This window comes from Deltaproteobacteria bacterium HGW-Deltaproteobacteria-6, from assembly GCA_002840435.1.
Taxonomy (GTDB): Bacteria; Desulfobacterota; Syntrophia; order Syntrophales; family Smithellaceae; genus UBA8904.
The window spans coordinates 13,836-32,319 of sequence record PHAT01000010.1 but is presented as its reverse complement, the minus strand read 5'-3'; the positions used below and the strand labels follow the sequence as shown (position 1 = coordinate 32,319).

General features: G+C 51.7%; 14 protein-coding genes. 2 read left to right on the top strand and 12 right to left on the bottom strand.

The window, feature by feature from the left end:
* The first annotated feature begins 10 nt into the window (after positions 1–10).
* Positions 11–3,259 (top strand): hydrophobe/amphiphile efflux-1 family RND transporter, encoded by a 3,249-nt coding sequence (locus CVU71_17485; protein ID PKN17088.1) that lies wholly within the window; start codon positions 11–13, stop codon positions 3,257–3,259.
* Between the two features lies 1 nt (position 3,260).
* On the top strand, positions 3,261–4,778 hold the full coding sequence (locus tag CVU71_17480) for a multidrug transporter (GenBank protein PKN17087.1): 1,518 nt from the start codon (positions 3,261–3,263) through the stop codon (positions 4,776–4,778).
* Between the two features lie 160 nt (positions 4,779–4,938).
* On the opposite strand, the gene CVU71_17475 is transcribed toward CVU71_17480, so the two are convergent.
* The 12 genes from CVU71_17475 to CVU71_17420 form a co-directional block, all read right to left on the bottom strand.
* Positions 4,939–5,661 (bottom strand): molecular chaperone DnaJ, encoded by a 723-nt coding sequence (locus CVU71_17475; GenBank protein PKN17086.1) that lies wholly within the window; start codon positions 5,659–5,661, stop codon positions 4,939–4,941.
* A 68-nt stretch (positions 5,662–5,729) separates the two neighbouring features.
* On the bottom strand, positions 5,730–6,344 hold the full coding sequence (locus tag CVU71_17470) for a carbonic anhydrase (GenBank protein ID PKN17085.1): 615 nt from the start codon (positions 6,342–6,344) through the stop codon (positions 5,730–5,732).
* A gap of 58 nt (positions 6,345–6,402) precedes the next feature.
* Positions 6,403–7,020: a dephospho-CoA kinase gene (locus tag CVU71_17465; protein PKN17084.1), complete on the bottom strand. Its 618-nt coding sequence runs from the start codon at positions 7,018–7,020 to the stop codon at positions 6,403–6,405.
* The gene (locus CVU71_17460; GenBank protein PKN17083.1) at positions 7,014–7,796 is read right to left on the bottom strand and encodes a pantothenate kinase; all 783 of its coding nucleotides are present in this window, start codon (positions 7,794–7,796) and stop codon (positions 7,014–7,016) included. Before CVU71_17460 ends, CVU71_17465 begins: the two co-directional genes overlap by 7 nt.
* Before the next feature lie 5 nt (positions 7,797–7,801).
* Positions 7,802–8,605, bottom strand: a complete 804-nt coding sequence (locus tag CVU71_17455; protein ID PKN17082.1) for a biotin--[acetyl-CoA-carboxylase] ligase — start codon at positions 8,603–8,605, stop codon at positions 7,802–7,804.
* Positions 8,606–8,666: 61 nt separating this feature from the next.
* On the bottom strand, positions 8,667–9,506 hold the full coding sequence (nadC, locus tag CVU71_17450) for a nicotinate-nucleotide diphosphorylase (carboxylating) (protein PKN17081.1): 840 nt from the start codon (positions 9,504–9,506) through the stop codon (positions 8,667–8,669).
* Between the two features lie 90 nt (positions 9,507–9,596).
* A complete protein-coding gene (locus CVU71_17445) occupies positions 9,597–12,254 on the bottom strand; it encodes a valine--tRNA ligase (GenBank protein ID PKN17080.1) in 2,658 nt (885 codons plus the stop codon).
* 140 nt (positions 12,255–12,394) lie between these two features.
* Positions 12,395–13,567, bottom strand: coding sequence for a hypothetical protein (locus CVU71_17440; GenBank protein ID PKN17079.1), 1,173 nt, complete (start codon positions 13,565–13,567; stop codon positions 12,395–12,397).
* A gap of 167 nt (positions 13,568–13,734) precedes the next feature.
* Positions 13,735–14,667 (bottom strand): tRNA (adenosine(37)-N6)-dimethylallyltransferase MiaA, encoded by a 933-nt coding sequence (locus CVU71_17435; protein ID PKN17078.1) that lies wholly within the window; start codon positions 14,665–14,667, stop codon positions 13,735–13,737.
* Between the two features lie 5 nt (positions 14,668–14,672).
* Complete coding sequence (locus CVU71_17430) at positions 14,673–16,469, bottom strand: hypothetical protein (GenBank protein PKN17077.1); 1,797 nt, start codon at positions 16,467–16,469, stop codon at positions 14,673–14,675.
* Positions 16,470–16,775: 306 nt separating this feature from the next.
* On the bottom strand, positions 16,776–17,669 hold the full coding sequence (locus CVU71_17425) for a hypothetical protein (protein PKN17076.1): 894 nt from the start codon (positions 17,667–17,669) through the stop codon (positions 16,776–16,778).
* 195 nt (positions 17,670–17,864) lie between these two features.
* The gene (locus CVU71_17420) at positions 17,865–18,326 is read right to left on the bottom strand and encodes a hypothetical protein (protein PKN17075.1); all 462 of its coding nucleotides are present in this window, start codon (positions 18,324–18,326) and stop codon (positions 17,865–17,867) included.
* Positions 18,327–18,484: the final 158 nt, after the last annotated feature.

Here is an 18,484-nt window from a genome sequence, read left to right as displayed (position 1 = left end):
GAGCACCCAAATGCTATCAAAATTCTTTTTGGATCGTCCGGTTTTCGCATGGGTCATTGCCATCATCATCATGGCGGTAGGCTGTATCGCCATCTATAACCTGCCCATTTCCCAATATCCGCAGATGGCTCCGCCCACTATTGCGATTTCAGCCTCATACCCCGGCTCGTCAGCCGAAACGGTGGAAAACAGCGTCACCCAGGTCATCGAGCAGAAGATGACCGGTCTGGATAATCTTATCTACATGTCCGCCTCCAGCGATTCTGCCGGCGGCTCCCGTCTGGAGCTGACCTTCAAGCCGGGGACCGATCCGGATATCGCCTGGGCCAAGGTGCAAAACAAAGTTCAATCCGCCATGACGAACCTCCCCGATGTGGTGGAGAGTCAGGGCGTTCAGGTCTCCAAGTCCACCCGGAACTATCTTTTGTTTGTCGGCCTGGTTTCGGAAGACGGCTCCATGGACGGTACGGATCTGAGAGACTATGCCAAATCCAATCTGGAAAAAATTCTGGCGCGCGTCCCCGGCGTTGGTGAGGTGGAAGTTTTCGGAGGCGGCTATGCCATGCGCGTCTGGCTTAACCCGGAACGCCTGACGGTTTACAACATGACCATGGAGGATGTGCTGGCCGCACTCAAAGCCTATAATGTGGAGGTTTCCGCAGGCCAGTTCGGCGGGGCGCCCGCCGTTCCCGGCCAGCGTTTAAATGCCTCCATCATCGTTCAGAATATGCTTTCCACGCCGGAAGAATTCGCGGCCATTCCTCTTCGCACCAATCCGGACGGCTCCATTGTGCGAATCAGCGATGTCGGACGAACCGAACTGGGCACTGAGATTTACGATATCCAGGTTTCCAACAACGGCAGACCTGCCGCGGGCATCGCTATCCGGCAGTCTCCGGACGCCAACGCCCTGGATACGGCTGATGCGGTAAAAGCAAAAATGGCGGAGATGAGCCGGTTTTTCCCCGCCGGATTAAAAGTCGTCTATCCCAGTGACTCGACCAAATTCATCAAAGTCTCCATCGATGAAGTGATCAAGACTCTGTTCATCGCCATCGTGCTGGTCTTCCTGGTGATGTGGCTTTTCCTGGGCAACATGCGGGCCACCCTGATTCCCACGATCGCCGTGCCGGTGGTGCTTCTGGGAACTTTCGCTATTTTGGGCCTCTTTGGATTCTCGATCAACATGCTGACGATGTTTGCCATGGTGCTGGCCATCGGACTTCTGGTGGATGACGCCATCGTAGTGGTGGAAAACGTGGAACGGATCATGGCCGAAGAAGGACTTCCACCCAAAGAAGCCACCGCAAAGTCCATGGAACAGATCACAAGCGCGCTCATCGGCATCGGACTGGTGCTCTCCGCCGTTTTCGGCCCTATGGCCTTCTTCCCGGGTTCAACCGGCGTCATCTACCGCCAGTTTTCCATTACGATTATTTCAGCAATGCTTCTTTCAGTGGTTGTGGCCTTGATCCTGACGCCGGTTTTGTGCGCCGCGCTCCTCAAACCGGTGAAAGCCGGACATCAACCGGCGGAAAATGCCATTTTTTTCATGAAGCCTTTTTTCCGGTGGTTTGATCGCGCTTTTTTCGGTTTTCGGGACCGTTACGTGCAACTGATCGGCCATTCCCTCTCCAGGAAGAAACGCTATCTGGTCGTCTTTCTCGTAATTGTCGTGATCATGGGCGTCCTGTTTCTGCGCATGCCCACCGCTTATCTTCCGGATGAAGACCAGGGAATCCTGCTGGCCCAGGTCATCATGCCCACCGGTACGACCCTGGAACAGACCGGAGAGCTCACGAAACAAATTGAAAAGTATTTTAATGAAAACGAAAAAGAAGCAGTGGAAATGGTGATGGCCATTACCGGTATCGGATTTTCGGGGCGGGCGCAGAACAACGGAATGGTCTGGATCAGGCTCAAGGACTGGCATTTGCGGGGCCGGGCTGATTTGAAAGCCAAGGCCATCGTGGGAAGAGCCATGAAAACCTTTTCCGGTTACCGCAACGCCATGGTGTTCGCTTTCCAGCCGCCGCCTGTTCCTGAACTGGGCATGTCCATGGGATTCGACTTTCAGCTGCTGGACCGCGGGGGTCTGGGTCATCAGGCCCTGATGGACGGACAATATCAGCTGCTCGGACTCATGGCCAGGGATGAGAGGGTCATCAAAGTCCGGCCCAACAGCATGGCGGATGTCCCCCAGTACCGCATCGATGTGGACTGGGCGAAAGCCGGCGCCCTCGGAATTCCCATTACCTCTATCCATAACACGCTTTCAGCGGCCTTCGGCAGCGCCTATGCCAACGACTTCGTTCAGGGCGGCCGCATCAAAAGGGTATACATACAGGCGGATGCCCGCTTCCGTATGCTGCCCAAGGATCTGGAAAAACTTTACGTTCGCAATAAATCGGGCACGATGGTCCCCTTTTCTTCGTTTGCCGCGGGTCGCTGGACGTCCGGATCTCCCAGACTGACGCGCTTTAACGGATTTCCCTCCATCAACATCTGGGGAGAACCCGCGCCCGGCAAAAGTTCAGGCGAAGCCATGCAGGCCATGGAAGAAGCGATGGGAAAGCTTCCCAGCGGTTTCGGTTTTGACTGGAGCGGACTTTCCTACCAGGAGCGGATGGCCAGCTCCCAGGCGCCGCTTTTGTATGCCTTTTCCATTTTCGTGATCTTTTTGTGTCTGGCCGCGCTTTACGAGAGCTGGACCATCCCCATCGCCATCCTGCTTATGCTGCCACTGGGGGTCATCGGCGGTGTCATCTCTTCAAGTATGAGAGGACTGGCCAATGACGTCTATTTCCAGATCGGCCTGCTCACCACGCTGGGGCTCGCCACCAAGAACGCCATTCTGATCGCCCAGTTCGCCAAGAGCGGCGTTGAGGAAAGGGGCATGGAGCTTATCGAAGCCACAATTGAGGGAGCAAAACTCAGATTCCGACCGATTCTCATGACATCGCTCGCCTTCGGTTTCGGGGTTCTGCCCCTGGCACTCACTACGGGTGCAGGCGCCGGGGCCCAGAATGCCATCGGAACGAGCGTGCTGGGAGGCATGATAAGCGCCACGGTCCTGGTGGTTATTTTTTCACCCTTATTCTTTGTCCTGATTGAAAAGCTCTTCGGAAAAAGGCAAAAACAGAAACCGGACGGCACGAAAGATCAAAGCTCCTTTTTTACTATGTTCGAAAAGTTTTTTGCTAAAAGGAACCCGAAATCGACCGGTGAAAGTCATGTGAATCCACCAGAGGTTAAATGATATGAACAGAACCTTCCTCAAAACCTTCGAATTTTGTCATTTCGAGGAGATCAACGACGAGAAATCTAAACGTTTCCAAACTTTCAAGATTTCTCCCTGCGGTCGAAATGACACGGATCCAAAGTTCTTCCTTCTTCTAGTTGTCATCGTCTTCTTACTGGGCGGCTGTACCCTCGCCCCCAGATATGAACGCCCGGATGCTCCGGTGCCGTCCCAATGGCCGACCGGCGCAGCCTATAATACGGCATCCGCAGCACCGGCTCCTGCCGTATCAGAGCTGGCATGGCGTGAGTTCATCATCGACGAGACGTTGCAAAAAATTATTGAAGCCGCCTTGAAAAACAACCGCGATTTGCGTGTGGCGGCGCTGAATGCAGAGAGGGCGGAAGCGCTTTACGGCATCGGAAAGGTATCCATCCTGCCTTCGGTCAACGCCACAGGGAGTTGGACTAAAGCACGTGTTCCGGCTGACCTTTCATCCTCCGGCAGCGCCATGACTTCTGAACGATACGATGTCAACCTCGGCATCACATCCTGGGAAATAGACTTCTTCGGCCGTATCCGCAGTCTGAAAGACCAGGCACTGGAACAATATCTGGCCACGGACGAGGCCCGCCGCAGCGCGCAGATGGTGTTGATATCCACAGTGACACAGGCATATCTGGCCCTGGCTGCAAACCGGGAAGCGCTCCAACTGGTGACGAAAACACTGGAGACCCAGGAATCTACCTACAAAATAATCAGGAAACGCCATGATGTCGGCATGACATCCGAGTTGGATCTAATGCGCGCCCAAAGCCAGGTGGATATAGCGCGGGGCGATGTCGCCCGTTACACGCAGCTTACGGCGCAGGCTGAAAACGCTCTGCATCTTCTGGTTGGAACTCCGGTATTGCCGGAACTCCTGCCGTCCCAATTAGCCGGCATTCGCCCGCCCCGGGAGATATCCGCCGGTCTATCCTCAGAACTGCTCTTGCGCCGGCCCGATGTCCTGGCGGCGGAACATCAGCTCAAGGCGGCCAACGCCAATATCGGCGCCGCACGTGCGGCTTTCTTTCCCCGCATCTCACTGACGGCTGTTCTCGGAACCGCCAGTGCCGATCTCTCAGGACTCTTCAAATCCGGTTCGGGTGCATGGAGCTTCACTCCGCAGATTGTTATGCCGATCTTCGACGCCCGAACATGGTTTGCATACGATGTCACCAAAATAGACAAGGAAATATACGTGGCTCAGTATGAGAAGGCCATCCAGACGGCTTTTCGGGAAGTTGCCGATGCACTGGCCGTGAAGGGCACGGTGAATCAGCAGATCGAGGCGCAGCAATCTCTGGTTGACGCTCTTGCCGTGGCTTACCGCCTCTCCGGGTCCCGTTATGCAAAGGGCATTGACAGTTACCTCTCCGTTCTTGACGCGCAGCGCTCTCTCTACGGCGCACAACAGGGTTTGATCATGTTGCAGCTTGCCCGTCTCAACAATGCCGTTGCGCTCTATAAGGCGCTGGGCGGCGGCGAAAAATAAATGCAAGAGCCTTTTTTGAAAGACGCGGTTCTTGCAGATTTTGCTGTAAAGCCTGACTGAGTTGAATTGCATTCCGGGATCACATGGCGAAGGAACACCTTTTCCAGGTGACAGAATGAATATAGAATTTGCTTAAAAGATATTTCATTCAGCCTTCAGATTATTTCTTCACCGGCACCGGCTGAACCCATTTTTTGTTGTCGCCGTCATAATACCATTTGTCGGAAAAGCCGCGGCGCCTGATGAATGTCGGATGTTCGGCCCAGAGCAGCAGTTCTTTATAGGCTTCATGGATCTTGCGGAAAGTGGCGGCCTTGCCGCCCGCATCAGGATGATGAATTTTAACCTGCCGCCGGTAAGCGTTTTTGATCATTTTAATCAGTTCGCGGGAGCTCAGGTCAGCCTTGGCCATATCCAGCAGCACTAAATTTTCCGGTTTGGCTGTGGCAACCTTGATTAATCGCGGCCGCATCAGCCCTTCTGAAATCACATGTCTTTCCGCCAGTTCCAGAACCCGACGGGAAGCCAGATAGTTTTTCTTGGTCTTCTTTTCTTCCGCCCACCAGGCATCACCCAGCCTGTTGGTCAGAACTCCGAAATCCTCGGCCGGTTTCAAGTCATCCGTGCGTAAAGCCGTATAACGGAATATTTCCCGGATACCATGAGGGACAACATCCAGAATGATCATTTCGTCGGTAAAATAAAAGGATGCGTAGCGCGTGTTCAAGGCCTGCAGCAGACCGCTCCGGGTGTTGAGTTTTTGCCGCAGATGCTGACGGCATTTTACAGAACAATAGCGGCGATTTTTAATATCTTTAGTCGTGCCGCAGGAAAGACAGGCATTTTTCTTTTCATTTTTAACGGAAGGGCTTTTGATTAACATGACTTAATGAAAAACAACCGGTTCCAGATCATGACAGGAACCGGCTGTTTTGCCTGTCCTCCAAATAACTATTTTGCTGCTGCCAGATAGCCCTTGGCCAGCGCCTTATTCACGTGCAGCACGCCTTTATTCATATCCTTGAGCGGATAGTCGGCGGTGATCACGGGCAGCGCATCCGCTTCGGCCTGGGTTTTGATGACCGATCCGACCGGCACGTAGCGGCCGTCGGCCACTTTGACGCCCATTAAAATTACGCCGGGTTCAATGACACAGTTTTTCCCGACAAACGATTTAAACACCAGAACTTTCATGCCGACAAACGTATCGTCCATGACGACTGCCGGCCCGTGAATCTGCACCTGATGGGCCAACGACACACGGTTTCCCACATAAACCGCATATTTTTTCCCATCGACTTCCATCAGATTCTTTTCCACCGGCTTGCCATTCAGTTCCGTCTCTAATGCGTGAATAACCACGCCGTCCTGGACATTGGTATCGTTGCCGACATAAAGCGGCTGGCCTTCGTCGCCGCGCACTGAGGCCGTCGGCGCGACCATCACATTACTTCCCAGAATCACATTGCCGATTACAGCTGCAAGCGGATGAACAAACGTGCCTTCTCCGATCACCGGTGAGGATACGGTTGCGCTGAAGTCCGTTTTGACGTTTTTTTCAATCATTTTTTACCTCCGATTTTTATTATATGCCATGGGAATTCATACCCAGGGATTGAACCATTCAGTTTCTTTTATTCTTTTCCCGTTCCAGCAAATCCCGCCATACGTCAGCCACTTTCTTCTCCGTTTCGAAAACGTCGCAGGAATTATCAATCACAATATCGGCAAGACCGACTTTTTCTCCAATCGGCATCTGAGAATTCAAGCGAAGCTCAGCATCATCCCGGCAAACGGCATTTCGCGTCATGAGGCGCTCAATTTGCTGTACAGGCGCAATCATCACTAAAATCGTCAATTCAAACAAATGCTGCATTCCTCCTTCAAATAAAAGAGGGACATCCGAAAAGACGATAGCGTGAGGCGCCTGCGTTTGAATTTCTTCCAGTCGTCGGCACCACTCTTCAAAAACGCGCGGATGAACGATGGTGTTGAGCCTTTTGAGCTTTGCCGGATAGTTGAAAACAACCGCCCCCAGTTTGTTGCGGTCGATTCTCCGGTCCGGCTGCAAAATCTCCGAGCCGAAACAGTTGACAACATCCTGCCAAGCGGGCTTTCCCGGTTCCTGCACTTCGTGAGCCAGCTTATCAAAATCAATCAGATGCCCGCCCAGACGCACAAACATTTCCGCCACAGTGGATTTCCCGCAGGCGATACCGCCTGTTAAGCCAACGTTTAGCATGGTTTATTATTAAGATCATAAATGAGACGCAAACCCTCCAGCGTCAGCATCTCTTCGATTTTATCGATGCTCTTTGCTTCCTGCGCTACAACCCGCGCCAGTCCTCCCGTCGCAATCACCATCGGTTTTGTTTTGACCTCCGCTTTCATGCGCGCTACGATGCCATCCACCAGTCCCGCATAACCGAACATGATACCTGCCTGAATAGCGCTGACCGTGTCTTTCGTGATAACCGTTTTGGGTTTGCTGAATTCAACGCGCGGCAGCTTGGAGGCGCGCGCAAACAGCGCATCGCTGGAAATCACGATACCCGGCGCGATGCAGCCGCCCATGTATTCGCCTTTGGGCGAGACATAATCAAAGGTGGTCGCTGTGCCGAAATCCACAATAATGGATTCCTGACGATACTTGTGAAAAGCGGCGACCGCGTTGACAATCCGGTCCGCGCCCACTTCCTTGGGATTATCATAAAAAATAGGCATGCCCGTTTTGATGCCCGGCCCTACAATCATCGGTTTGATGTTAAAATACTTGACGCAGAGAGGCTCCAGGATATTGAGCATCGGGGGAACAACGCAGGAAATAATAATCGCCGTAACAGCCTTGATCTCTTTTTCTTTCATCCGGCTGGAATGATAAAGATTGGAGATCAGAACGCCGTACTCATCAATGGTGTGATCAATCTCCGTCCGGATCCGCCAGTCGTGGACTAAATGTTCGCCGTCATAGAGACCTAAGACGGTATTGGTGTTACCGACATCAATGACTAACAGCATATGATTCACCTCTTTAGAATTGTCGCGTCTCCTGCCGAGACCTGAATTGTTTTATTTGTATCCGTCAGAAGAATTAATGAACCGTCTTCTCCAAGTCCAGTGGCTTTGCCGCTCACCGCTTCTTCCCGAAACAGCACCGAAACCGTCTGACCGATCATCGGCGACAGGCAAAGCCACTTTTCCCTGATCGGGGCAAACCCGCTTTGCAGAAGCTCTCTATACCATTTTGACAAATTTTCATACAGGCTAATTATCAATTCCTCGCGTGAAATTTCCCGCCCCGCCTCCATGGCCAGAGAGGTGGCAATAGATTGAATATCCTGCGGAAATTGTTCACGGTTCAGATTGACGTTAATACCGATTCCCGCCACAATAAAGTCAATGGCGTTTCCCGACATTTTCATTTGAGACAGAATTCCACAGACTTTTTTACCGTCGATCAGGACATCATTGGGCCACTTGAGCAGTACTTTGCTCCTGCAATACGGGCCAAGGGTTTCGGCCACTGCAACACCGGCAGCAATGGAAATTTGCGTCGCGTGCGCCGGTTCGAAATGAGGGCGCAAAATAACGGACGTGTAAATATTAGCACCCGCCGGGGAATGCCAGACGCGCTGCATCCTGCCTTTTCCCCCGCTCTGGCTTTCGGCAACCAGCACCGTACCTTCCGGCGCGCCTTGAATACCGAAACGAAACGCCTCATCGTTGGTCGAACCGATTTCTTCATAATAATGAAGCTGATGGCCGATAAATTTTCCGGCCAGATTTTGTTTCAGGGATTCTTGATTCAGGTTCATAGCGCAAGACATGCTTTTCACGCTTCACGAGATTCCACCCATTCGGGTGGCGCAGCGGGATACGAACGACGCCTCACCTGCCGCCTCTGATCTTCAGGGAAATATCCGCTGCCCGAACGGAGTGAGTGAGTTCACCCACGGATATAAAATCGACGCCGGTCGCCGCAATTTCTCGAACACGTTTAAGATTGACGTTGCCCGATGCTTCCAGAAGGGCGCGGCCGGAAACCCAGGCGACGGCTTTCTTCATGGCGGCAGTGGTCATATTATCCAGCATGATGATATCCACGCCGCAGTTCAGGGCTTCTTTGACTTCCTCCAGATTTTTTGTTTCCACTTCGATTTTCAGCCTGCGCGTCAGATGCTTTCTTTGGGCGGCAACCGCTTTGGTGATGCCCCCTGCGGCTTCAATATGGTTGTCCTTGATGAGTACGCCATCATAAAGTCCGATGCGGTGATTAGTCCCGCCGCCCAAGCATACAGCCATTTTATCCAGAACACGCAGGCCGGGCATGGTCTTGCGGGTGTCGAGAATTTTTACTTTTGTACCGTGCACGGCTTCCACATACCTGGAGGTCAGCGTAGCGATCCCGCACATGCGCTGAAACAGATTCAGGGCAACACGTTCCGCCTGCAGAATATCAGACAGACCGCCCGCAACTTCAGCGATGACATCGCCTTTCGAGGCAAGGCGTCCGTCTTCAATCAATCTTGTAACTTTGATCTTCTTATCCAGGCATTTAAAGGTTCCCTCAAATACATCCAGTCCGGCGACGACAAAATCGTCTTTGGCAATGGCCTGCGCCCTGCCCTTCGACTCCGGACTGACGGTGGCCTGCGTCGTGATGTCGCCGGCGCCGATATCCTCCGCCAGTGCGGCTTTAATGATGTTTTGAATTTGTGGAGAAACCATCACTTGTCTCATGTTGTTCTGTCATAGTCTTATAGACTGGAAAGCGCTTCTTCAGTCATTGCGACGCTGCCTCGCGATGACACCAAATCATTACACGGCAATTTCCTTTAATTTCTTGAGCGCCCCCTCCAGAGCGGCAAATTTTTCCTGAAAACTTTTTAATTTGCCTTCTTCCTTCTGAATAATTTCCGGTGCGGCTTTGTCACGGAAATCGCTGTTGGAAAGCTTCCGGGAACTCTGCTCCAGATCTTTGGAGACTTTCGCCAGTTCCTTCTCCAGGCGCGCTTTCTCTCCGGCAATATCCACAATGCCGGACAGTGGAACGAATATTTTTGTCGCGCCGACCACGCCGGTGGCCACACCCCTGGGCTCTACCAGATTCACTTCCACAGCCAGGGATTCCAGATTGGATAAATTCAGAATGTACCCTCTGCCTGTTTCAATCGTCTTTTTAGTTTGCTCATCTGCAACAGAAATCAAAACCTTTAATTTCTGTGAAGGCGGAATCCGCATTTCGCCGCGGATGTTGCGGATCGACGTAATGATCTCCATGAGCATTTCCATTTCTTTTTCCGCCGCCTGATTTTCCCCGGCTTCGGCCGCCACAGGAAATTTACTGACCATGATGGAGTTTTCATCGCTTCCATGCAGGGTCTGCCAGAGCTCCTCCGTCACAAACGGCATGAAGGGATGGAGCAGTTGCAGCATGACGCCGAATACCTCTTTCATCGTGGCTTGGGTCACCTGTTTCTGCTCGGGGCTGATCTTGCCATAGAGCGCGGGTTTGCTGATTTCCAGATACCAGTCGCAGTACTCATGCCAGATAAAATTATAAATGGCGGCCGTGGCATCGTTGAAACGGTATTCATCAAGACTGCGTGTAACGGCTTCAATCGCTTCGTTTAATTTCGCCTTGATCCATTTGTCCGGCAATGAATCGGAAGCGGTGACCGGCGCGGATTCATCGAAATCCGCCAGGTTATTCATGGTCAGCTTGGCCGCATTCCAGATTTTATTGACGAAAAATTTATAGCCTTCGATGCGTTCCGGCGACATGCGCACGTCGCGTCCCTGCGCGGTGTAAGCGGCCAGCGTAAAGCGGAACGCGTCCGTACCATACTGATCGATCATGAGCAGCGGGTCAATGCTGTTGCCCTTGGACTTGCTCATCTTCTCGCCTTTTTCGTCACGCACCAGCGCATGGAGATAAACATCTTTAAAGGGCACGTCCTTCATGACGTAAATGCCCATCATCATCATACGGGCCACCCAGAAAAAGAGAATGTCGAATCCGGTTATAAGCAGCGACGTCGGATAAAACGTTTTGAGCGCCGGGGTCCTCTTGGGCCAGCCCAACGTGGAAAAAGGCCAGAGCGAAGAGCTGAACCATGTATCCAGCACATCTTCATCCTGACGGAGCTCCGTGCTTTCACAAATGGGGCATGAATCGGCATCGACCGTGGAGACAATCACTTTGCCGCAATTGCCGCAATACCACACGGGAATGCGGTGTCCCCACCACAACTGACGCGAAATGCACCAGTCGCGGATATTATTCATCCAGTCAAAATACGTTGCTTCCCAGGATGCGGGTACGATCTTTGTCTTTTTCTTGGTTACAGCGGCGATCGCCTGTTTGGCCAGAGGCTTGATTTTAACAAACCATTGTTTGGACACCATCGGCTCAATATCCGTTTTGCACCGGTAACACTGGCCGACATTGTGCGCGTAAGGTTCGGTGCCGACCATATAACCGCCCTTTTCCAGATCGGCAACCACATTGGCGCGCGCCTCATAACGATCCTGTCCTTTATACTTTCCGCCGTGCTCGTTGATGATGCCGTGCCCGTCCATGACAGAGATGATCTCCAGGTTATGCCGCTGGGCCATGGCAAAATCGTTGGGATCGGAACCGGGGGTAATCTTCACGGCGCCGGAGCCGAAATCCATCGTCACATAGTCGTCGGCAATGACCGGTATCTGCTTGTTCATGAGCGGCAGAATAACAAATTTGCCGATTTTGTCCTTATAACGCGGATCGTCCGGATGAACAGCCACAGCCGTGTCTCCCAGCATCGTCTCCGGCCTCGTCGTGGCCACGACAATGTCTCCGCTGCCGTCGGCGTAAGGATAACGGATATTCCACAGGAAGCTCTGGTCCTGTTTGAACTCCACTTCCAGATCGGAAATGGCGGTGTGGCACCGCGGGCACCAGTTGACAATATAGTCGCCCTGGTAAATCATGTCTTCATTATAGAGCCTTACAAATACTTCCCGGACCGCCTGAGAAAGGCCTTCGTCCATGGTGAAGCGTTCGCGGTCCCAATCGCAGGAACAGCCCAGACGTTTCAGTTGATTGATAATCACGCCGCCGTATTTTTCTTTCCATTCCCAGACACGGGCAATAAATTTCTCTCGTCCCAGATCATGGCGGGATAATCCTTCCTTCCTTAATTGCTGCTCCACCACATTCTGCGTGGCAATACCCGCATGATCCATGCCCGGCATCCACAGCGTGTTATACCCCTGCATCCTTTTGAAACGGATGATGACATCCTGCAGGGTATTGTTGAGCGCATGCCCCATGTGCAGTATCCCGGTTACATTCGGCGGCGGGATAACGATGGAAAAAGCCGGCGCTTCGCTTTTATCCTGAGCATGAAAATACTTATTTTTAATCCAGTATTCGTATAACCTTTTTTCGGCTTCGGCCGGTTCAAATGCTTTACCCAACTCTTTGATTGCCATGAAATATTACTCTCCCATCTATAAATACATAAAAGGGCTTGCGCCCTTTTCGACTACGATTTTTTTTATCGCCTGTCCGCGTTCAAAATTGAGGCGGAACAAACCTGTTCCGCCTCTTGAAGAACTCTGCAAAACCGCCGCTAGTTAAAGTTTAACTCATCCTTAACTTTACGGATAATCAAAAGAGCGTCCACACCGGCCACGGGCTTAAGCGGTGCGAATTCACCACTGGTCATATCCGCGGCTTGCATGATGCCGCGGGATGTCACAACCATCACGGAATTGAAATAAGGCAAGTCCGGACGCAGGTCGGGAAAAGGCGAGATTGAACCGATAAACTTGGTAGCCAATGCGTTATCGCCTGACACCTTGATTAAAACATCTTCCAGCATCATGGCATACTCGGCACGGTTCAGAACTTCGGCAGGCTGGAAGTTGCCCTGCGGATTATTTTCCAAACCCCGCACGCCGATTTCCAATATTCCCTCAATATCAACCCTTAAAGGGTGGTTGGCAATGTCATTGGCCGTCGCTGTAACCTGCTTGGCCATCCGGGCGGCTTTTTCCGGGTCCTTGAAAGAGGTATCAAACGTCTTCGGTGTCCTCTTTTTATACAGAATATCAATTTTCAATTCTTCCATAAACAGGGCCGCGGCGTCCGCACGGGTAATCCGTTCCACCAGAGCAATCTGTTTGCCCGTCACGGAACCGGGCATCGCCCGCTGAACCTTCTGGATAAAATTCCACTCGTTGTCGGCCTTGCCCACATAATCCGTCTTAATCTCCAGAACTTTGGTAAACATCTGGCCCGCCGCATTAAAGTCATAGCCTTGTTTGTAAGCCAGACCCATAAAATAATAGGCGGCGGAATACTTCGGATCGATTTTTACCGCATCATCAAATTCATCCCTGGAAAGAGCCAGCCATTTCTTTTCCAGTTTGCCCTGCGTAAAATACCGGATATGACCGACTTTGCTGAAAAGTTTTTCATCATCGGCCCTGGCATACTTGGCGCCCTTTGCTAGATTATCCCATGCACCCTTAAAATCAGCCGTATAAGTTTTAACCAGTCCGAGACCGGTATAAGCCTTGGAATATTTATTGTCCAATTGTAAGGCCAGATCAAATTCTCTCTGAGCATCAACATACTTTTCCTGATCGAGCAGCTTCATCCCTGTGTAGACATGATGTTCAGGAGTATCCAGCTGGCTCACCGGCACCCGGGCCGCAGGTGAGCAGGCGACCATCAGTAAAACAGCTGCAAACAGCATGATCAGCGACAGAGCTTTGTTCATTCTATAGCCGCGAAACATATTTTGCTCCTTTCCTTAACTTAAAAGGTTTGCCACTTAATATTTTTTTCAAAATTTCGTTAAAACGCAGTCCATAACTAGCTTTAGTGCGGTTTTAAGTCAAGTCAATATTGATGACCGGATAAATAGATTGCAGAGTGTTTCCTGCGGGTTCATCAGGGTTAGTTTTAAAATGAATGCTTGATATCTCTGAATGTTTCTATGGTTTTTCTGATATCATCAACCTGATCCGGAGCAAACCAGTTAATGGCTTTGTCTGCCGAAAACCATGTCATCTGTCTTTTGGAATATTGCCAGGTATCCCGGTTAATTAAATCGAGCGTCCGATCCCATGCGGACCTGCCCCGGATGAATTCCACCGTCTGCTTATATCCCAGGGATTGCAGCGGTTTGAGTTTTTCACTGTAACCCCGCGCCAGAAGACCCCGCACTTCTTCAACCAGCCCGGTTTCCACCATCATTTCCGTCCTTACGGCAATTCTCTTTTTCAATTCGGTCCGTTCAACGCGGAGGCCGATTTTGCATACATCATAGGGACAATCGGCAAATGCATGTTTTTGCTGTAAAGCGATGATGGACTGACCGCTTTGCTCCAGAACTTCCAGCGCCCGGATTACCCTTACCGCGTCATTAGGATTGATGCTTCCGGCCGCCAGCGGGTCCCGCAGGCTCAGGAGTCCGAACAGATATTCGCGGCCGTGACGATCACGGAGCTGCCGATAATAATTGCGGATATTTTCATCGACCGGCGGTGTTTCAATGATACCCTGTAAAAGGGTCCGGATATACAAGCCCGTTCCGCCGACTACAAAAACCGGTTTATTTTCTTTTGCCAGTGTTTCAATGATCGCTCTCGCCTGCTCAACATAAATCGCTGCGTTGAATTCTTCATCCGGTTCTACAACATCGATCAGATGATGCGGCACCCCTTCTCTCTCGGCGAGGGTCGGTTTGGCCGTCCCGATATCCAGATAGCGGTAAACCTGCAAGGAGTCGGCATTGAGGATTTCTCCGCCGTGGGCCTTCGCCAGTTCAACAGCAAGGCGGGTTTTTCCTGTCGCCGTGGGTGAGCAGATGACAACGAGTGGAATTTTAGGCATCTTGATTATTTCCGTTTAAACATTCGTTCAATTTCATAGAGAGAAAATTGCACGCTGATCGGGCGTCCGTGCGGACAGGTGGCGTTGAAAGGTGTCGCTTCCAGGTCACGGCACAGGGCGGCAACCTCTTCGGGGGAAAGAACCGAATTGGCCTTGATCGCGGCACGGCAGGCAAGCGACGCCAGGATCTTTTCTTTGCGTTCCACAAGCGACGGCGATGCCTGGCCGTCGCCCAGCTGATCGGCCAGATCGGAAATAATGTCGCCGGGCGGAACATGCGGTAAGCACGCAGGCATGGCCTTCACCACGATGGCGTCGCGGCCGAATATTTCCAGTTCCAGACCGATGCCGGAAAGCAAAGGGAGCGCACCCTCAAAGAGACTGATTTGCGCGGGGGTGACGCTTACGACCTCCGGCATCAATAAGGGCTGACTCACGGCGATGCCGGCGGATGATGCCTTTAAACGCTCCAGAATAATCCGTTCATGCGCCGCATGCTGATCCACCAGCACCACACCGTCGGCAGCGCCAAAAACCAGATAGGTATCGGCAAACTGGCCCAGATATTTTCGATTGGCAAAGGTGATCCTTTCTCCGGACGAACCCTCTTTAACCATCAAGGGAGCATCGGAAATATTTCCCGCGCGCATCAATAAATCATCATCAATCGCCTGCTGCAGATTCTGCCGCGAATAAATTTCACGGGGCCGGTCCGAAGATGAATAAGAATCTTTAGGCCTCCAGAATCCGGAAGACGCGGATGTTGTTTCGCGCGGTGTTAAACGATAAGCAAACGCGGCAGGCGACGTCTGCGCACCGGCAAGGCTTTGCGCTACTGTCTTGGAAACCAGATCGTAAACCCCGCGGGCATTTTTGAAACGGACCTCCAGTTTGGCCGGATGAACATTAATATCGACTTCCTCACCCGGGAGATCAATAAACAGAACCGCTGCGGGATAGCGGCGCGGCGGAGTAACCTGCCGGTAGGCCGCAAGCACCGCATGCGTCATGCTGTTGTCCCGGATGAAACGGGAATTGACAAACAAATAAATGCTTTTGGAGTTGGATTTTGTATATTCCGGCGTGGAAATAAAACCTTTGATCCGGACATTTTCTTTCTGCTCGTTTACTGCCATGCAATGACCTGTAAAGTCATCTCCCATGATCATGGCAATTCGCTCGGAGACCCCGGCAACAACAGGCGCGGCAAACACCTCCCTTCCGTCGGCCTTGACATGAAACCGGACTTCGGGATGCGCCAGCGCCAGACGCGTAATCGCATCAAGACAGACACTCTGCTCGGTGGCCTCGGTCTTGAGAAACTTCCGGCGCGCCGGCACATTGGCAAAGAGTTCCGTCACGGTTATTTGTGTTCCGGGTGGCAAACCGGCGGGAGACAGATCGGAAATACAGCCGGCCTGGACCACGGCTTTTGTTCCGGCCAGATCAGCAAGACGGCGGGTCAGCATCTCCACGCGCGCAACGGAGGCAATACTGGCCATCGCTTCTCCCCGGAAGCCGAATGATCCGACACTGTATATATCATCCAGCCGGGATATTTTACTGGTGGCATGACGTTCAAAAACCAGCGCGACATCTTCGCGTTCAATGCCCGATCCGTTATCCACGACTTTAATGAACTGGCAGCCGCCTCTTGTGAGTTCCACGTGAATATCCCTGGCGCCCGCGTCGATGGCATTTTCGACCAGTTCCTTGACAATCGAGGCCGGTCTTTCCACCACTTCTCCGGCGGCAATCTGGTTGGCTACTTCTTCGGAGAGAACAATAATTCGCCTGGACAATTTTTATTCCTTTTCAATCCCGGTTTTATGGCTTCACAGAAAAAAGCCGCAGGCACAAAAGCGTTCGTGACTGCGGCCTCATTTTTTCAAATGTTCATACCATGTTGCATTCAAAGTATCAGCTGCGGCAAGGAGGAGGCTCCGCAGGCGTATTATTTATACGTTGAGGAAGCCGACGACACAGCCAACAAAGTCAGCCGAAGACCGGAAGCGCATCCCGCAGGGGAGCACGTAACAAATAAATTCTTCCTTGTCGGCAATTACCACCTGCAAGGTGGTAACTTACATGCGACCTGGCATCCCGGTTTAATCCAGAACAATCATCACCCGGCATTTTTTCATAAACGACGCATTGTCCGCCGAGGCGCGAATCTGCTGCGCGTCGGCATTGCTGATCACAACGTCGGATCTGCCGGCGCCGGCGTTTTTCAACCCTTTAACCGTTATCGGATTGGCCGTAACACGCTGATTGCTCTGAGCCGCCGTAAGATCGCGCGCATAACCGCTCATGCCCTGCTGGACGGCATATTCACGTTCCACATTGGCCGAACCATAAACTTCTTTGCCGTCTTCATCATAAATGCGCGGAGACATGGCCGGGCGTGCGGAAATTCCGCGGGCATCAACCACCAGTCCGGAATAGGCCGCGGGCGCCGGGGCTGCCGGGGCTGCAACTACAGGCGCCGGGGCTGCCGGCGCGGGAGGTGCGGGCGCGACGGGTTCGGGAGGCGCAATCGTTTTTTGTTTAGGAACCACAATTCTGGGTAAATCGCCATATAACGGCATTCTCAACTTAACTTCCACCGTGCCATCCGACATGTATTCCTGATTCACCGTTACGGCACCCTTCACCAGTCCATTGACTTGCGTATTAATCACATCGCTTTCCACCATAAAATCTTTCACAGTGGTCGCCGAGTCAACCTGAACGCCTTTTGTTATTTCCAATAAATTGCGGTAGGCATCAACTTTCGCCGCGCGTAAAGCCATTGGACGGCCGGCTGGTTTGCCCATATATTTGTCAGGCGGCGCACCGATACCGGTCGCCTCAATATAACCTGCCGACCAATTTATCGAACCCATCTGACCAACTTTTTCCACCCATTCAGACATGCTCACCGCATTCTGACAAAAACCGGCTGATGTAAATAAAAGTAATATCCCCGCCAGAACCGTCATCGAAACGAATCTTAACTTCATATCATCCTCCTTTGGTTATCGTCTTTAAAAATAGAATTTCTAATATCCATTTCAAAAATAACAAAATATTCTCCAGGTTGCAATAAATATAATGAATTATCACCGGTAAATTCAACCGGAAACAGCATCGTCAATATCATCCAAGTATATGATTTATTATGGAAATAATAATTAACAACCCTATGTGGCCGGAACTCATCGTCTTTCGAGAAGCTCACCGACCAGCATTGCCGTCTCACCGACAATACGGATACAGTCTTTTACTTTTTCGCCGTTGTAAAATGCTTTCACCTGCTCGCGGTTTTTCCAGTCCACACAACTGATATCCCGGCAGAGAATACTGCCGTTTTGCTTCACAATCTCATCACGGAATCGCCGGACAAGTTCTTCAGCAGCGCCCCACATCTGCGGATTTTCCTTTTCCTCCTGATGAGCACGGCTGTAACGCAAACCTAAAACAGCAAGGCCTCCCGCCAACGCGCCGCAGACTTCGCCGTTGCCGCCCAGACCACCCCCGAAAGCACCCATGGCCCGAATCAAATCGTCATTATCCTTTTCCAGTTTCTCCTGCCCGACGATTGCGATAGCCTGACTGCAGTGAAACTTCTGAACGGCCATCATCACGACAGCTTTTTTCCTCATGTCTTTGGGTGTCATTTCATTTTCTCCTTCGGTTGATGGGATCGGTGTCGGAAAACACGACGAACCTTTTTTGTGATAGCACAGCAATGATATTTATCAAGGAATTTATCGGTATCACTGGAAAAGAGTTATGCTTGAAAGTCCTATGTTTATGTGATAGTTGGTCACAATTG